This window comes from Legionella londiniensis (assembly GCF_001467825.1).
GTDB classification, from domain to species: Bacteria; Pseudomonadota; Gammaproteobacteria; order Legionellales; family Legionellaceae; genus Legionella_A; species Legionella_A londiniensis.
Genome location: NZ_LNYK01000010.1, coordinates 69,742 through 87,349, shown reverse-complemented (window position 1 = coordinate 87,349; position 17,608 = coordinate 69,742). Strand labels below are relative to the sequence as shown.

Here is a 17,608-nt window from a genome sequence, read left to right as displayed (position 1 = left end):
TGGATAGTTTATTGCTTTGGAACTTGACCTAACCTATACAGTAAATCAAAAATTTCATGAATACGGGCTTCGTGAGCTGTATTATCAAGCGTAAATTTTAAACGTGATGGACCATCCATCTGGTACCGTGCAGCATGCACTTGAATCAATTTGATCAATACGCCGGCATCAATATTGGGTGATTCATTGAATTCAATTTTGCCCTGCTGGCCTGCTACCTGTATGCGGTTAATACCCAAATTGGCAGCAAGTAATTTTAATTCCGTCACTAAAAGTAAGTATTTAACCTGCATTGGCAATAAGCCAAAGCGGTCAATCAATTCAACTTGCAGATCACGTAGTTCCTGTTTACTTTTGGCATTGGCAATTCGTTTATACATGATTAAGCGGGTATGGATATCTGCAATATAGTCATCGGGAATTATAGCGCTTATCCTTAAGTCAATTTCTGGACCTGCATGCATGGGTGCGGCAAGTGCCGGAGTTTTTCCCGCTTTAAGATCATTGACCGCTTTATCGAGCATTTCCATGAATAAATTAAAGCCGATTGCATGCATGTTTCCGCTTTGCTCTTCACCCAGCAATTCACCCGCTCCACGGATTTCAAGATCATGGGTCGCAAGAGTAAATCCTGCTCCCAGATCCTCCAGAGAGACAATGGCTTCAAGCCGTTTTATCGCATCTGCCGTTAATAATTTTCTATTTGGTGTCAGCAAATAAGCATAGGCTTGGTGGTGGGAGCGGCCTACGCGGCCACGTAGTTGATGAAGCTGGGCGAGGCCAAATTTATCCGCGCGGTCAATAATAATCGTATTGGCGGTCGGGATATCAATACCGGTTTCAATGATGGTTGTGCATACCAGCACATTGAAGCGATGATGATAAAAATCAGACATGATGCGTTCCAGTTCGCGTTCACGCATTTGGCCATGGGCGCATTTTACTTTCGCTTCTGGAACCAGAGCCTGAATATCCTGACCGATCCGGTCAATGGTCTCAATATTATTATGCAGGAAAAAAACCTGCCCTCCCCGGAGGATTTCACGCAATACAGCTTCCCGTAATACAAAATCATTTCGCTCCTGCCAAAAAGTCTTAATCGCAAGGCGTTTGGCAGGAGGTGTGGAAATTAACGAAATGTCCCGAATCCCTGCCATGGCCATATTCAGGGTGCGCGGGATAGGCGTTGCGGTCATAGACAGTATATCTACCTGAGTACGGAGTGATTTAATATGTTCTTTTTGCTTAACACCAAAACGGTGTTCCTCATCAATAATTAAAAGACCCAAATTTTTGAAATGAATATTTTTCTGGAATAATTTGTGGGTACCAATAACAATATCCACCCGTCCATCTTTTAACGACTCAATCACACGATCCGCTTCTTTGCCGCTACGAAATCGGGAAAGCAGTTCAATGGTTATGGGGAAATCAGCAAATCTATCGCGGAAATTTTCAAAGTGTTGTCCGGCAAGCAGGGTGGTTGGTACCAGAACACAAACCTGCTTGCCATTCTGTACAGCAAGGAAAGCCGCACGCATGGCGACTTCTGTTTTACCAAATCCAACATCGCCGCAGATTAGGCGATCCATCGGACGGGGTGATTCCATATCCTTGATGATTTCCTGAATGGCACGCAGCTGATCTGCAGTTTCAATAAAAGGAAAGCCGCTGGCAAAACGCTGGTATTCAAACTCATCGAAACGGTAGGTAAAACCTGCTTTTGCTTCCCGTTTGGCGTAAATATCGAGTAATTCTATGGCAACGTCATGTATTTTTTCGGCTGCTTTTTTCTTTTCTTTCTGCCATTGATCACTGCCGAGGCGATGCAATGGCGCATGTTCGCTGTCGGCGCCCGTGTAGCGGCTAATCAGGTGAAGCGAGGTGACCGGAACATATATCTTATCATCCCCTGCATAGGATAAAATTAAAAATTCATTGAGGTGCCCCTGATTTTTAATGGTTTGTAATCCCTGATAACGGCCCACGCCAAACTCAAGATGCACGACGGGCGCGCCAATACGAAGCTCTGCCAGATCCCTTATGATTAAATCCGGATCGATTGCTTTTGAGGCACTGCGTCTTTGGGGGGTACTTTGCTCGCCAAATAATTGAGATTCAACAATAATCGAAATATGCTTGTCCAATAATTCTGCGCCGGAGATTAAAGGGCCCACCGCTATGTTGATTTTGCTGTCGTCATGCAGAAAATCATGCCATGTTGGCTGAATTTTAGGACTGATGCCGCTTTGTTTCAGAAGATCCAGCAATACCTCCCGGCGTCCTGGGCTTTCTGCAACGATGAGGTATCGACAGGTGTCTTCTTCCATATGCTTGCGCAAACTCTGTAATGGTTCAGGCGACTGTCGGTCAACCGGCAAGGGAGGCGCTTTTTTTATGTTGAAATTATGAGCTCCTTTTTTATCCTGGGTTTGGTGATAAATACGCAATTGCCGGTATTGCCTGGCGGAAGTCAGGAATTCGGTTGGTGATATAAACATCTGATTGGGCTTCAGGATTGGGCGCGTGATATCATAGCTTCGCTGCTCATAACGCTTATTGACTTCCTGCCAGAATTGCTCTGCCTGCTCCGGTATTGACTCAATCAGGCAAACGGTGGAGTTTTCAGGTAAATAATCAAAAAAGACAGCGCTGCTTTCAAAAAATAATGGCAAATAATACTCAATGCCATGGGGAAACTGATGATTGCTCACTGCCTCATAAACAGGACAAAGACTTGGGTTGCCGGAGAATTGTTCGCGAAATGAGCGCCTAAATAAAGTAATACTTTGGTCGTTTAAGGGAAATTCACGAGCAGGCAGCAGTTGAATCTCTTTGATCTTGTCGATGGTTCGCTGTGTTTCTGGATCAAATTGGCGCAAGCTTTCCACTTCAGTATCAAATAATTCGATTCGATAGGGTAGATGACTTCCCATCGGAAAAATATCAATTATTGAACCGCGAACGGCAAATTCTCCGTGTTCCAGAACTTTGTTGACGCAATGATAGCCCGCATGCTGCACGTGCTTTCGAAACTGTTCGATATTTAAATTTTGCCCATGTTTGAGAACGAGGCTGTGCTGATGCAAAAATGTTTGGGGGCAGATACGGTGCATCAGCGTGCTTACAGCACTGATGACTATGGCATTAGCGGTTTGGGAAAGGCGATTTAGGGTAGAGAGACGCTCTGAGATAATGTCCTGATGGGGCGAAAACTGATCATAGGGCAAAGTTTCCCAATCCGGGAAAACCAAAATTTCCTGAGGGTTATTATCTTTTGCCAGAAAAAAACGGATTTCTTCCTGAAGCTGGCCTGCAGTGAAATTATCCGGAGCAATAACAAGTTTTATTCCTGAAGTTTTCTCGCAAAATTCTGCCAGAGCTAAAGACAGGCTGCTGCCGTGCAGTTGGCCCCAGATTTGAAATTTGCTGGAAGTTGCAGGAATTAAAATCGATTTGGACATGATAAAGCGTTAACACGTAGTTTTTACAAAAGCGAAAGTATATATCACATTATACAAAAAATGGTAAATAATTGATGGCATGCGCAGAACCTAAATTGCAGCAAGAAAATAACTTAAACCAAATCCGGCAAGAAGACCAAACAAATGTCCCTCCCAGGAGATGCCTTTTTTGCCGGGAAAGACGCCTAAAAAAATGCCTGCAAAATAATAGGCGCTGATGATGCCAAGCAGGGTAGCTGTCAGGGTTCCTTGCTGGTAAATATCGCTGACCAGAATTGCCCAATACCCTGTAATGACGCCACTTGCACCGATGTGCAAGCCAGGCTTGCCAAAACACCAGAGCAATAATCCACTGATGAGGATTAAGGCAGCTGTCACCCAAATAAAATAAGCAAGGCCATTGATAAGCAAAAAATTGCTCAACACAAGCAGCGGGATTGTATTAAAAAAAAGATGGTTAAAATCTGCATGTAAAAAGGGAGAAAATACAATACCCAATAAACCATGCATCCTGCGTGGATAAATGCCAAGACATAACAGCCGCCTGTTCAAAAGGGTAAGGATATACGTTATCCAGGGAATGAGTATGATGATGCCAAGGGTCGGCAGATTCGCCTGGGTTTGATAAACAATCCTTTGCATGCTGATGGTTAATTCTTGGAGCATATATTTAAACCAGATTAGGTAGCCCGGCGTAGACCGAAGATCTTAATCCGGGAACAATAAATCTCTCTTCCCATATTGCGCTTTGCTAACAAAGCCTACTGTCCATCCTTTTTTTGGGGTTTCTCAGATATCGTGCGAATTTCTTGGGCTGAGACAAAAAGCAAAGGGTCAACAAATGTTTCATTCATGATCATGGACCAGTGTAAATGCGGTCCTGTAACACGGCCTGTCATTCCTACTGTACCGATTAAATCGCCTTTCTTCAGTTTTTGGCCTTTTTCCACATGAGTATCCTTTAGATGGGCATATAGAGAAAAAATACCCATGCCGTGATCAACAATAACAGTATTACCGGTAAAAAAATAATCATGCACATCAACAACTGTACCCCGACTGATGGTTTTCACCGGGGAGTTTTCAGGTGCTGCGACATCTAATCCAGTATGGGGTGCGCGCGGTTTTTTATTATATACCCGTTTTAAGCCAAAAAGGCTGCTGATTGGGCCATGTACAGGGGCTGAAAATGATTCTTTGAAAGGATTTTCTCCTGAATATTGGGCAAAAATATCAGCCATACGTTTTTTTTCATCTTCAATGCGCTTTCGATCTGCCTTTAGCGGATCAACTTTACGCTGATTGCTGATGGTTAAAGACTGGGTTGGGTAATATTTATTGCTAACGTGAAAAGGAATGCTGCCTCGATGCGGCTTAATCATTTCTAATTCCTGTATTGGGTTTTTATTATCGAGGGGAACTCCAACCACCAGCAGCCATTGATTTGGCTTGGGGCTTTCAGTGACAGCAATGCGGCAATTTTTGTAAAATACTTCAGGTTTCTCCTTGATATCTATGGGTACAATTGTAAGGCCGCCGTTGACTGCATGGTTTTCCGGCAGATTTGCGGCATATATGCTGCCTGTAGAAAATAAGAATAAAGCCCAGGAACTGATTAGTTTATTTGCAAAATTCATGCTGTTAATCTCCTTTTCCCGTAATTTTACCGCACAATGTTCCTTGCGCCAGGCGTATATCGACTTCATCGCCTATTTCAACCTGACTTGAAGAAAACAGGATCTTTTGTTGGTGGCTGACAATCGCATACCCTCTATCGAGTGTAGCTAAAGGGCTGACCGCATGCAAAGTGGCAAGCAAGGTCTGCAAATGCTGCCGATAAATAGTAATTTGCCGCATGGCATGCCGTTTTATTTCTTCTTCAAGCAACTTCAGGTGTATTTTAGTTTGCGCTAATAAGATTCTGGGATTTTGATGCTTTAAGCGATTGAGTAAAAAATGCAGCCTATGTTTTTTTTCCTGCAAGCTATGCTGCATATTGCGATGTAAATGATTGGTCAGGTAATCAAGTTTTTGCCATTGGGTTTCAATCAGCCACCTGGGCGCGATGATTTTTTCCATTTGATGCTTCAGCAACAATTTTTTATGCTGCAGGAGCCGAAGGATTGCATTATACAACCTTGTCTCCATATCCTTTAGGTAATTGAACAGATCAGTGTAACTTGGAGTTATCGTTTCTGCCGCGGCGGTTGGGGTTGCTGCCCTAAAGTCTGCAACAAAGTCTGCAATGGTAAAATCTGTTTCATGGCCGACGCCGGAAACAACAGGAATGGAACTTTCAGCAATGGCATAAGCCAATTTCTCGTCGTTAAATGCCCATAAGTCTTCTATGCTGCCGCCCCCTCTAGCCAGAATTAAAACATCACATCGTTTATCCAGGTTTGCGGCTTTTAGCGCCTTAATCAATTGAGGTGCTGCCTGCTTGCCCTGTACTTCACTGGCATAAACGATGACTGTTGCAATCGGATATCGTCTTTTTAAAGTGGTTAAGATATCGCGGAGTGCAGCGCCGCTGCTTGATGTGATGATGCCGATGGATCGCGGAAATCGGGGTAAAGGTTTTTTCTTTGCAGTATCGAATAAACCCGATAGCGCCAGTTTCTTTTTTAAAAGCTCAAATTGGCGAAACAGATCACCTTCGCCCATTTCAGAAAGTTCAGAAACAATCAGCTGGTAATCGCCGCGGGCTTCATAAATGCTCAATTTTCCTTTAGCCATCATTTGCAAGCCGTTCTGCAAGCTGCAAGGAGCAGTATGGTGGCGGTTTCTGAAATATACGCAGCGCAGCTGCGCATGTTCATCTTTCAGAGTGAAATAGAAATGTCCGGAAGAAGGTCTACTTAAATTAGAAACCTCACCTTTTACACTGATTTCACCCATTTCAAATTCGAGCAGATTTCGAACCGCGCGGTTTAGTTCACTGACAGTTAATATTTGCATAGTTTTATTATTGATTTTTTTATGACCGATTAAGCAAGCGTAAATTAACTCGACTTTAGCGATTTTTGATATTGTCATTCCCGCGAAGGCGGGAATCTATCTTTCAAGACAATTATATGCCAATTTGTACATGGATCCTGCTTTCTCGGGGATGACAAATCAACAATTTAGATTGATTTAAGTCAAAAATCAAAAATGGCCAAAGTCCAGAATTATATTTGCTGAAATAAAGTATTTAATTTATACTAACCATCCATAATTTAAGCAGATGTAATTACGCAACAAACAACATTGCCCTAATTCTATCTCAATACTTGGAAGATCGTTACTATGTACGCCGATGCTTATCCTCATCTTAAAGCAAAATTGAATGTTGAAAATTTTGAAACCATTGCCAAAGCAATTGATGAATATTTTGGTGATATTTTCCGGCTCGATGCATTGGAGCTTGAGGCAAGGAAGGATGAAAACACAGGCAGTTACTGGCGTTTTTTTGAAACCTGCATGAAAGAGCTGGAGGAGTTATACACGGTCGGGGAAGTGGTTCAAAAACTACAAGAGAATATCGATAACTACGACTATAAACAATTTATTTTTGTACCGTCTGCCGGCAATCAACAGACAAGGCAAATTGCATTTCTTGAAAAAATGGCGACTGAAGAGTTAAGAATCGCAGAACCTCTAAGCTTGATAGACATGCAACGCCTCATTTGTGGCATCGGAAAATTAAAAAAGAAAAATACTGCAGATGAAATTGCGGCTGTGCATTTACAACATATGCCGTTTTTGGATATAGAAGCCCTGAAACAAAAAAAAGCTTTGTTGGTTAACTTTAATCACGATTTAAAATCAGTACCCAAATGGGGCGTTATAGATTTGTCTCAATCTGAACCGCGGGTTTATTGCGAATCGCCGCTGACTGAACGAGAAAAAAAATCTTTAGAATCTAACCTGAATCTCAAAATTAACCATCAAAATTACCTTGGATCCACCGCAAACAGCCTGCCATCTACAGGATATGCAGCCATCGCGTGGCTTGATCAAAACATTGCCCATGCCTGGAATTTTGATGTTGATGCCGATTTTCCCTCTCTCTTAAAAGATTTTATCCTGCTTCATTTTGGCGGGGATAACCCTGGATTAAGCTATAAACTCGATAAAACGGAATATGATCTTTTTGCCTGCAAAGGCTTTAAAATGCTTTTGCCTCCAGCAAATGAAATGTATCCTTCTTCGCCTTTGGTGAAAGTTGCCAGCGCAAGCGTCTTGGGAGAAATAAAAAAGGCGCGGTTTTGCGCAGGTGATATTTCTCATGTTTTAAAAATATTGGCTCATTCAGATCCTACTGAAACTCTTGAATCCAGTAATAATCGCGCACAGCGCACGTTGCCCCCTGGTTTTGCAAGAACGATGCAAAAATGCCAGGAAAAAAATTACCCGCAGCTTGTTCATGAAGATGCTGCCTCCATTAAGTTGACGGTTCCTGAAAAAATAGATTTTTTTTCATTATCCCAAGCGCATGAAAGTCTCTGTATAGAAACAAAAGCGAATCATAGATGGCTCAATTTTTTACCCCAAACAGTGCGCCGCGCAGGTTCGAAGGATGAATATTATGCCAGCATGATGGTACTGGCACTGATGCGGGCCAAGTCTAAAAAGCGACGCATTGAAATCGATTTGCCCAGTCCTTTCGCTTTGAATCGAGAAGAGCAACAATTTATTGTGCAAAATATGACTAACAATGCATTCGTCACGGAATTCATTGTTGGGGGTAATTCTTCTTTGACTGCTGTTAAGGCAGAATTGCTGCCAATCCTTGCCCGCAATCGCTGGCTTAAAGAAAAAGGCTACCTGCCGCCGCTGATCGATGATTACTGGCGTCAGGCTGCAAAGTACTGGCTGGTACATTTACATGAAGAACCAGCGATTCTTGAACTCAAAAAGGAACATCAGCTCTTTAAGCGCTGCGTTCATGAGATGGGACTTTTGGGATTAAAGCATTTACTGGGCTTTTTATCAGATCCCCTAGAGCGTGATTTTCTTGAGCGGGTTTATGGCCGCAACAAACCTCAGTTTTATGCTTCATGTGAGCCTCATCAGTTTAAAGAGTATCTGCAAGAACTCATTAATTACCTCAAGAAGAATGAGTACTTTCCTTTTAATGAGCTCGGTATTGCCTATCATCCGGGAAATGACGAGTTATTATGCGTCATGCTCGGTGAAATCAATAAGCTTGAACGATTTGAAAAACTAAAGCTCACTGAATTTTTAACGAACGATTTTGATTTACAAGCGCGTTATCAGTTTTTGCAAAAATTATCTGAAATTGCCGTGAAAGAATCATGGACCAGCCTTGTGGTTATTCCTGAACTTGAAGATAAAGAGAATCAGAAAGGCGATTTGAAACTGCTTTACAATCAGTATTCATTGTTAAATGACATTATTTTGCATAATCGCCATGAACTGGCGGGCAGAAAAACACTTAAGGAAATAGAAAAAGAGAGTGACTTTACTGCTTTTTTGGCCGAAGAAAAGCAGGATGTTATAGATGAAATAAACGATGACATAGACTATGACTCTGAAGAAGAAGTTAATGAGCTGAACTTTAATGACTTTGATAAAACCTGGCCTCTTAAAAAGGGCGGCGTTGTTCAATTGCAGCTGCAGCAGCAAATGCAAATTGAACAAAACCGTCAGATTCAGCAGGAGCAGCAAAAAGTCATTATTAATGTCATTGAGGATCCCATTGCCGAAGAACTGGTTGATTACACAAATATCGACCGTCTTTTGGGTGGTTTTTTAAAAAAATATCAGGAAGAAAACGATATTGATGAACGGTATGCTCCTTTAAAGCAAGAACATGAAACCTTGCTGCAGAAATTTTTCCACACCTGGATTAATGCTGCGCCCAAAGTGGATGCGCAACATGTCATCAAATTCATGACCCAGGATGCGGCCAAGGCATTATTACGCAAGCATGGCAAGCTTGCTTCCGGATTAAATCTTGATAACTTGCCAAAAGGATTTTATACGCAACGCTCAAAAAATGGACATTTGATTTTATGTTACAGCCCTGAACTTTCCTATGTGAATACACAAACTAATCTGACAATTAATTTAGATGCCAGAAAACCTAAGGCAGAATCCTGGGAAGGGGATTTCCGCCAATTTGATTTAAAACAATACTTAAGCAAGAATAAACTTGATGAGAGTGCCTGGAAACACATTAAGCTTTTTGCGCAACTACAGCTAGAGCAGAAAGATTACTCTAAAGAGTATGAGCTTTTTAAAATCAATAATCCGTCGTTAAAGCTTGAGCAATCCTCTATTTTATCATCCGTGTTTGGCAGCAAAGTCGGTGCTAAGCAAAAAATTCTCAATAACTGGCTGATATTTTTGCAGGCCTGGCATTATGCTGGTGAAGAGGGAGTTAAGCAATTTTTAGCGTTGGATGAGAAAACGATAAGGCTATCGAATCAGGAAATCAGCCAACTGTTATTTAAAAACCAGCCAAAAGAACTTCAGATTTGGTTGGATCAGCATCGATTTGATGAGAAATTTTTGCGCGCCATAGGGCAGGTTTACTACCGATATGGCGATTCTGGCGTCACTTTGCTGTTACGCAAGTTTTCACAAATTGAAAATGCCCTGGGCGAGGGATTTTTCGCTGTTTTCCACCAATCTGTTTTAAGCACAACAAACACATTTAACTGCTTTATGTCTCCCGCTTGCTTTAAAACGCTGGATGACATGATGACAAAATTAAATCCCAATCAAGCGCTGGGCAAAAAGCTTGCCTTGCAAGCCGTGTTAACCAAACAAATGCAGGGAGTTGACTGGGAAAGCATTGAAACCCTTTGGCGCGGCTTTGACTACTTCACGGCTGAGTTGGAGCAGTTAGGACTCGAACTGAAAGGCAATGAATTTGACGCAGTCGAGCCAGGAAATATGTTGATTTGTATGGATAGAATCCTCGCAAGTCTCAAGCATATTCCTAATGCCGATGAGCAGCAGCGCTTTCTAGCCAGCCTCGGAAAGCTCGATCTAACCCATGGCGGTGTCCATTATGCCCTTCAGCATGAAAACTTTAAGCGTTTTAGTGAAGACCTGAAGTTATATGATTTTGCAGGAGGAACTCCTACCTATGCTCCGGATTTGACTAATCTGTACCAGTGGGGAATGGGTGACGCGCCGCTTAATATCAAGCGGGCTTTGGCTTCCCAGTCACGGTTTAGCCATGAAGCATACAGGACTCTCGTACAGGCTCTGGGCAATGCAGAACTTGTCTCCAGGCATTATTTAATATGGCTCTTCTACACCCAGTATAATGCGCATGATATAAACGATATTTTGCAAACCTTGCAAAAAGTGGATGCAACTCAATTTCAGCTTATCGCATTGCACCTGCATCAGGCAGTTTATGTACTCGGCAATCAGCAGTTAAATCTCAGTCTGGAAGCAATGGCAGCACTTACTGAGTTTATGAAGCAGCAGAATATAGGGAATATTCTCAAGCAATATCCCAACGGTACGTTTCTTGAAGCCTTCAGTATTCTGTATCAATGTGAGCACCGAGAGAAAAAGGATTTTGATAAGCTTTATGCCTTGTTTGCTAAAGGGGCAGAGGGCTCCCTTAAGCCTGATATTGGATATCCAGAGTCACTCTATCTTGCAGGATTCAAGCTGGCAACTCTTTTTGGTGTCTATAATACCGATAACTTAAAACAGTTTTATGAGGCCACGCATGAAATTAAACCTGTGGTAATGCAGGAATTAAATCTTCTGATCAGGCAGTTATTATCCATTGATTACCAAAACAGCGATTTGTCAGCGTTAGAGAGCCATGAAAACTGGCAAGCATTCATTGACTGCCTCAAGGCAATGAATAAAGAGCCAGGCAAAACAGCTGGATTTCGTATTCGTTTTATCGAATCGTTAAATGAGCAAAATATTCTTTTTAAATATTCAAAAAACGGTGAATTCAGAGCCTTGACTACCAGAGAGCAGGATGGACCCCATGAGCTTAATTTCTTTGTGGATCATGAAGCTCGTTTGTGGAATTTTATCAAAGGGCATATTGCAGTGCCGATTGAGTCAGATGCAAAAGAAGCTTTACAACCCATCATGCGTTTTCTGAAACGATTGCAGCTCAATCGCACTTACTTGAATGAAATTGAACCTTTATTGTCTACCCTTGAAAAGACCGATGAAGGAAAATACTGGAGCGCAAGTTATTTTTATCAAATGCTTCGTGCCTTGCAGCCCGAAAATGAAGAAATTTCATTCCCTATCTCATTGTTAAAAGTATTGCTTAAAGAGCAGGCAATATCTGCAAAATCAATCGACAGTGTGGAAAGGAATTTTCCAAATTCTTTAGAAATTGCCATCAAAAATATTTTGAAAAATACGGTTTTTGAGCGTGATGAGCAAGCCAGGCTGTGTCAGCTTGCGCTCAGAGAATTTAATTGGCAAGGTCGGATCGCACTGGTTAACCAGATTATGGCTACTTTATCTACGGAGACCTATGCCGCAAGCCGTGGGCATGTCCTGGAAATTTTGGCCAAGGCCAAACACAATAACGAGCTTGAATCACGCTTTCATAGCTGTTGCTGGCTGTTGCAGCATGCCGAAGGTTCCGGTTTATCTGATTGGTCTGATATCACGGCGATATGGATGAAAGCCTTAAGTGCCCGTGAGCATGAGGAGAAATTGTATAGTCAGATTAAATCATCCATTCAGGATGAAAAAAAACAGGCGCTTATTTTAAAAATCATTGCTTACAGCGCCTTGCATCCCGGTTTGAAAGACCATGATGTGTATGAATACGAGTTAAATAAAAAGGCGCCAAAACTCGTGAGCCGTTTAGGTGAGATGGCTCTTGAGGACTTGGCTTCTTTAGCAGCCTGCTATCCCAGGCAGCCCTCACCTGCAGCTGAAGACATACTTAGGCTTTTGAAAAAACAAAAGGATAATCATCTAAGCTTTAAAGAGTGCCTTGATGGATATTTACGTCATCCCTATTCCCTGTTGCGCGTGGATTATGGAACAGTCAGCGCCATGCGTGAAGTCGATTTGCAGCGTATGATTTCAGAGGCAACTGTGATGCAAGGAGAAAAGAAAACGAGCCTCTCTCTCTCCGATGCCTCTCGTTTGACACTGATTTTTGCTCATTTGAAGCATTTGGAAAATGGTTCTGAGCGTATCGATGGATATGAACATTCTGTGGCTCACATGAGTCAGGAAGAACTGGCGAAGGCTTATCAGGAGCTTTCTGATAAAACGAGAAAACACCCGGATAGCACTCAATATGCAGCACAAATCTGGGCTGTGTTGTTTGAAGTGATGGGTCGTACTACGCAAAAATATCCCCACCTTGCCCAGCAATTTTCATTGATAGCCAATGACAGTTGTATGAATGCCCAATCACGCATAGTGCTTTTGAAAACTGGCGAAGGCAAGAGTCACTTTATTGCAATGCGGGCGGCAAGACATGCCGGTCTTGGTAAAACTGTTGATGTCTGTACCGCAAAAAGAACGCTTGCAGAGCGGGATCTCGAAGATTACAAAGCTTTCTTTGACTACCTTAATCTCAAGACCGCCTATATTCACCCCAAATCATCGCATGATGATTATGTTAAAAGTCAAATACGCTACTCAACCACTGGCGATATCTCATTGTTTCTTGATGAACAAAGCTATTCTGGAACGCCGGTCAGGATAGAGATTCATAAACGGGTTGCTTTATTTGATGAGTTTGACTTTATTCGCTTTGAAGAAGGGACGAAAACAGAATACAACTATGCGCGTCCTACCGGCAAAACGCCAAAACAGATGACCTGGTTCTATCAGGAAGTCAACGCTTTCTACAAGCAGAATGAAACGTTCTTGATGCAGACAAAAACAATTGATGTAAAAATACTTCAGGAATTTTATAAGGCCTTAAAACAGGCTGCAGAAGGCAATGAAGAGCGTGAAAACATTTTGGACCGGATCGTCCGCGATCCCTTACAATTGGTGCAATGGTTGCAGGCAGCGCATGAAACGCACGCCCTGGAATGGGGAGTTGGCTTTACTGTCCGCGAAGAAAATATTGAAGTGGGTGATGAATCCTACCCGATGAGGGAAATTATTCCGCTTTCATCTGATAATCAGAAAATGATTGGTTCAACGTTTAGCGCGGGCGTTCAGCAGTTGCTTGCTGTGCGCTTGAATACGGAAGCAAGGCAGAGAGGAGAAGCACAGAATTTCCATATTCACCCGGAAAGCAACATTATCAGCTCTCAGGTTGCAGCCCAGCGCATGCGCGAGCTTTGGGGCCAATGGGAAGGGTTTTCCGGTACCATTTCTGCAGCCCAGGCTGCGGCTTTACATGCTGAGCAAGGTACTGAGGTACTGCAGGTTCCAACCAATCAACGTGATTTACGCTTATGGCATAAACCTCGATTTTATGAAAACGAGAATCAACGCCTGGATGCGTTGGTTAAGCAGATTCGCATTTGCCTGAAAAACAGGCAGTCCATTCTTTTTTCCTGTAAAAATGACAAGCATGTTAAAACAATTGAAGCGCAACTTAAGCAAAAATTAACTGAGCAGGAACTTAAGCAATTTATCTTTTATACCAACGAAGAGCATAGGAGCGCTCCTGAAGTTTTAAAAGATAAAGAGATTTTAGAGCAATGGCGGGGAGGTAAAAAACAGCAGGCTGTAGGGCTTGTGGCTTCAGGTTTTGGCCGGGGGGATAATGTTGGCGTTGAAGCTGTTTTTCTGTTTGATGTCAGCGATACCAACGACAAATTGCAAAAAGGCGGACGCACTGCAAGAAATGGTGCCGAAGGAGAAGTATTTCAGTTTTATATCAATTCTGAATTGGAAAACGAAGAATTTGCTTTATTGCAACAAGTGAATTTTTTGGCAAAAAAATCAATGGCTGAAGTTGATGAAAAATTAAAGCAGGTTGCCGGCAGTTCTGATGCTGAACGATGTTTTGAACGGGTTATGTTGCTTCGCGAATATGTGTTTGCCCTCCAAAACGCAGCTAATCAGGGCTATCGAAGTTATCTTGCGCAGTTATCAAGTTGGGGTATGGAAAATTTAGGTCAAATTGATGATCCTAAAATTCGCTCGGAGTTAACCAGTAAATTCAGCGCGTTATTAAAAGAACTGGATAAAAAATGGATTGATATCAGCAGCGATCACAAGCTTGGTGTAAATAAAAAAATAGCAGCCATTGGCCAGGAAATTGAGCGTGGGACTCATATTTTTTCCAACCAATGCCAGCAAGCGCTAAAACAGGATATCAAGCCTTTGCAACTTAATCGGCATGCAAAGACCAGGATTCAACTCGTTGTACCGCGCCCTGAACAAAAGCATTCAATGAGGGATTGGGCAAAAGCAGAGATTTGCCGTGTACTGGCAAAGTTTGATGCCCATGATGCGAAACTGGAAAAAACAATACCAGGGTGGCTCGCTATTCTTGAAAAGAATGAAGCCAGGTTGATGGAGTTTGCAAGGGATGCTGCAAGTTGCGATTCTTTCTCACAGTTTCTGCAAAAATTACGAATTGCTGTAGAACAAATCGAAAAGCCATCCAAGGAATGGCAATCAATCCTTGACCATTCTGAAATAGAAATTCCTGAGGGCAGGTTATTTGACGGCGTGAGCGCAAATACCAAGCTTGCCTGCAAGAAAGCATTAAACAATCTATTGCCAGAACACCAAGAAGGCATTTTGCAGTTTTTGCGCGCACCAAGCCTGTTGCCTGCAGAAAAGCGGTGGCATGCCGCATTGCCGGTCATTCAGCATCTAGGTGATCTGCAAAAATTCACAGTGCATGAGCAGGAAATGTGGGTGGGAGAGTACATTGAGCATCTGCCTGAACTGATGCATATGCATCAAGATGCGCCTTATGAACTCAAGCTTCGCCTGAAGCACAGCAAACATCTTGGCTACCGGCATTTTGACGCTATCTGGCGGTTGGTGAAAGCCTTTGATCTAAAACAGGGAGAACTTGACCCCGCCTTAAGGCAATTAAATATAGCTATCCAGAACGCTCCCGAGCAGCGCCTTCGTGCCTTGGCGCAATTGGAAAACTGGGCTGGTACCTTGCCAAAAGAAGAAAGAGTTCCATTTTTGCTTGATTTTTGTCAGGTCATGGAGCATTGCAAGGAAGGGGAAAACTGGGATACGTTTTTGACTCTCATGAAACAAACCAATACCTGGTGGGCTAAAGGTGATGGTGAATATACCCAGGAATTGCGGGCTCTCTGGCAAGAGCTGGCTTTGCGCAAACATTCGCTTGGATCCCTGAACGGCTTTTTGCAGTGGAGCATTAAGCTTGGCGGCAAATCCTGGTTTGAGGTTACAACCATTTGTTTCAAAGCGATGTCAATTGATGCAATAGTCATGCATAGCCGACAATTATTAGAGCTTTGGAACCATTTGGATACAATATTAACGACAAAGCAGGAGAAAAATGAGCAATTTGGAGGTTATGCTGTTTCTTTAGAGAGTATGCGTCATTTTATTGAAAATAGATTAAACAACCAAAAAGAAGGTCTGCTGAGGGCGCTCTCTGGATTGAATCATACGCGCTTGATGAAGCTTTTGGATGATACAGAAAAATACAAAGAAGCGTTTGATTGCCAGCCTGAGCTTCTTGCTGCATTGATGGAATATCTCAGCGATGAATCAATACCGCTGGCTAAAATCGATCTGTTGACAGAGCTTTTAATGCGGGTTCATCAGTACAGGCAAAACCATCAAAATGCAGATATAACCGTATTACTTCGAGGTATTGAACGCTTTAAAGGCAAAGAAGAGGCCATTTTACACTCTTTGCTTAAACTATTTGACGGCACTATTACTGCCATGCCGCTGTTTGATAATGCAGCAGAATTTTTGGCAACAAAGATTGTCAGTGAAGAAGCCAGAGAAGATGTGCTGAAAGTCATGAAGCGCTTCTATGAGGTAGCTTCTCGCAATAACTCCAAGCCAGAAGCCATGTTTGGGGATGCTTCTCTTACAGAATATTTTGAGTTTGTTAATCAACATACCCAAAAAGAGCGAAGCATTTATATGCATCTTCATTATCAGCAAGTCTTTAACAAGGATGATGCCGTATCCGAAACCCAAATCGGTGAGGAAACCCTGTGGGATATGGAATCCAATAATCAGCTTCTAAGCCTTGCTTATGAGCGGTATACGAATCATACCAAGACTTTGCTGGGTGAGCCGTGCAAAAGCGTGCATCGGATCTCTGATTTAACCGGAGGTCAGCACAGTGAGTTGCTGCGTTTGACGGATGAACTGGCAACAATTGCTGATCCTTCCGCCTCGGTGTTTGAGCCGAATACGGATTTTAACCAATTGCAATCTGATCTCAATATGTTGCTGGCTAAATACCGATCCTGCTGGTTTAAATCAATTACCAGGAGAATGGAGTGTGATCAAATTCAACAGGGTATAGATGACAGTTTTAATGCAGGAATTGATGGGCAGAGCAGATACCAGGCTGTGCTAACGGCCATCATGCAGACGAAAATGCTTATTCTCGAAGCTGATCTGCAAGAAAATACATTGCGTCCTCGCTGGTTTAAGATCAACCGTGGAGGAGAAAGCCGCTTATTGAACACGTTAAACCAGATGCAGGATATGGTGCTTCGCCACTGGTCTAAAGACAAGACGCATCTGCAACAGTTTCAGGTTTATCAACAGGTACACCAGGAACAATTCAAATCCCTGGCAGGGTCACTCTTTACCGCATTATCAAATCACTGTGAGGAAACTTACCTTAGCCCGGATGATCCAAGGAATAACGACATTTTAAGAAAGATTGGTAATTTTTTCAGTAATCCGGCACGTCACAGGGAAGCGCTTCGGAAAATATCAAACGCTGTCTTTAATTTTAAAGAAGCACATGCCGGAGATGAGGCTATTACGGAAGAAAAGCTAAGCAATCTGATTAAAACCTTGCGTGAGGGAATGTCCGCAGTGCCTGGCCATATCAAACCGCTGGTCAATGAATTGTTGTCCAGAGGGGATGCCATGATTGCCCATTGCAAGGGGAAAAATGAGCTGCTTGCAGTTCAGCGCATGTTTGTCTAAAACCGGTTATCAATTTTGGTTCAGGCAATTGATCTGCCTGAACCATTTGCCAGCATAACATTTATTCTTTCTCCATAATTAGA

Annotated in this window: 5 protein-coding genes; 1 reads left to right on the top strand and 4 read right to left on the bottom strand. The window is 42.6% G+C overall.

Features of this window, described 5'->3' with window-relative positions; translation table 11 throughout:
- Positions 1-8 precede the first annotated feature (8 nt).
- The 4 genes from mfd to xseA form a co-directional block, all read right to left on the bottom strand.
- The gene (gene mfd / locus Llon_RS03225) at positions 9-3,464 is read right to left on the bottom strand and encodes a transcription-repair coupling factor (protein ID WP_058528632.1); all 3,456 of its coding nucleotides are present in this window, start codon (positions 3,462-3,464) and stop codon (positions 9-11) included.
- A 90-nt stretch (positions 3,465-3,554) separates the two neighbouring features.
- Positions 3,555-4,130: a rhomboid family intramembrane serine protease gene (locus Llon_RS03220; protein ID WP_058528631.1), complete on the bottom strand. Its 576-nt coding sequence runs from the start codon at positions 4,128-4,130 to the stop codon at positions 3,555-3,557.
- Between the two features lie 95 nt (positions 4,131-4,225).
- Positions 4,226-5,101: a M23 family metallopeptidase gene (locus tag Llon_RS03215; RefSeq protein ID WP_058528630.1), complete on the bottom strand. Its 876-nt coding sequence runs from the start codon at positions 5,099-5,101 to the stop codon at positions 4,226-4,228.
- A gap of 4 nt (positions 5,102-5,105) precedes the next feature.
- Entirely contained in the window at positions 5,106-6,422 is a 1,317-nt protein-coding gene (gene xseA, locus Llon_RS03210) for an exodeoxyribonuclease VII large subunit (protein WP_058528686.1), read from the bottom strand.
- Between the two features lie 330 nt (positions 6,423-6,752).
- Here xseA and Llon_RS03205 point away from each other — a divergent pair, with 330 nt between their 5' ends.
- Positions 6,753-17,525 carry a hypothetical protein gene (locus Llon_RS03205; protein WP_058528629.1) on the top strand — a complete coding sequence of 3,591 codons (10,773 nt, stop codon included), beginning with the start codon at positions 6,753-6,755 and terminating at the stop codon, positions 17,523-17,525.
- Positions 17,526-17,608 lie beyond the last annotated feature (83 nt).

Coding starts and splice junctions, on each gene's coding strand:
- mfd (WP_058528632.1), bottom strand. CDS start 3,464: ATGTCCAAATCGATTTTAATTCCTGCAACTTCCAGCAAATTTCAAATC.
- Llon_RS03220 (WP_058528631.1), bottom strand. CDS start 4,130: ATGCTCCAAGAATTAACCATCAGCATGCAAAGGATTGTTTATCAAACC.
- Llon_RS03215 (WP_058528630.1), bottom strand. CDS start 5,101: ATGAATTTTGCAAATAAACTAATCAGTTCCTGGGCTTTATTCTTATTT.
- xseA (WP_058528686.1), bottom strand. CDS start 6,422: ATGCAAATATTAACTGTCAGTGAACTAAACCGCGCGGTTCGAAATCTG.
- Llon_RS03205 (WP_058528629.1), top strand. CDS start 6,753: ATGTACGCCGATGCTTATCCTCATCTTAAAGCAAAATTGAATGTTGAA.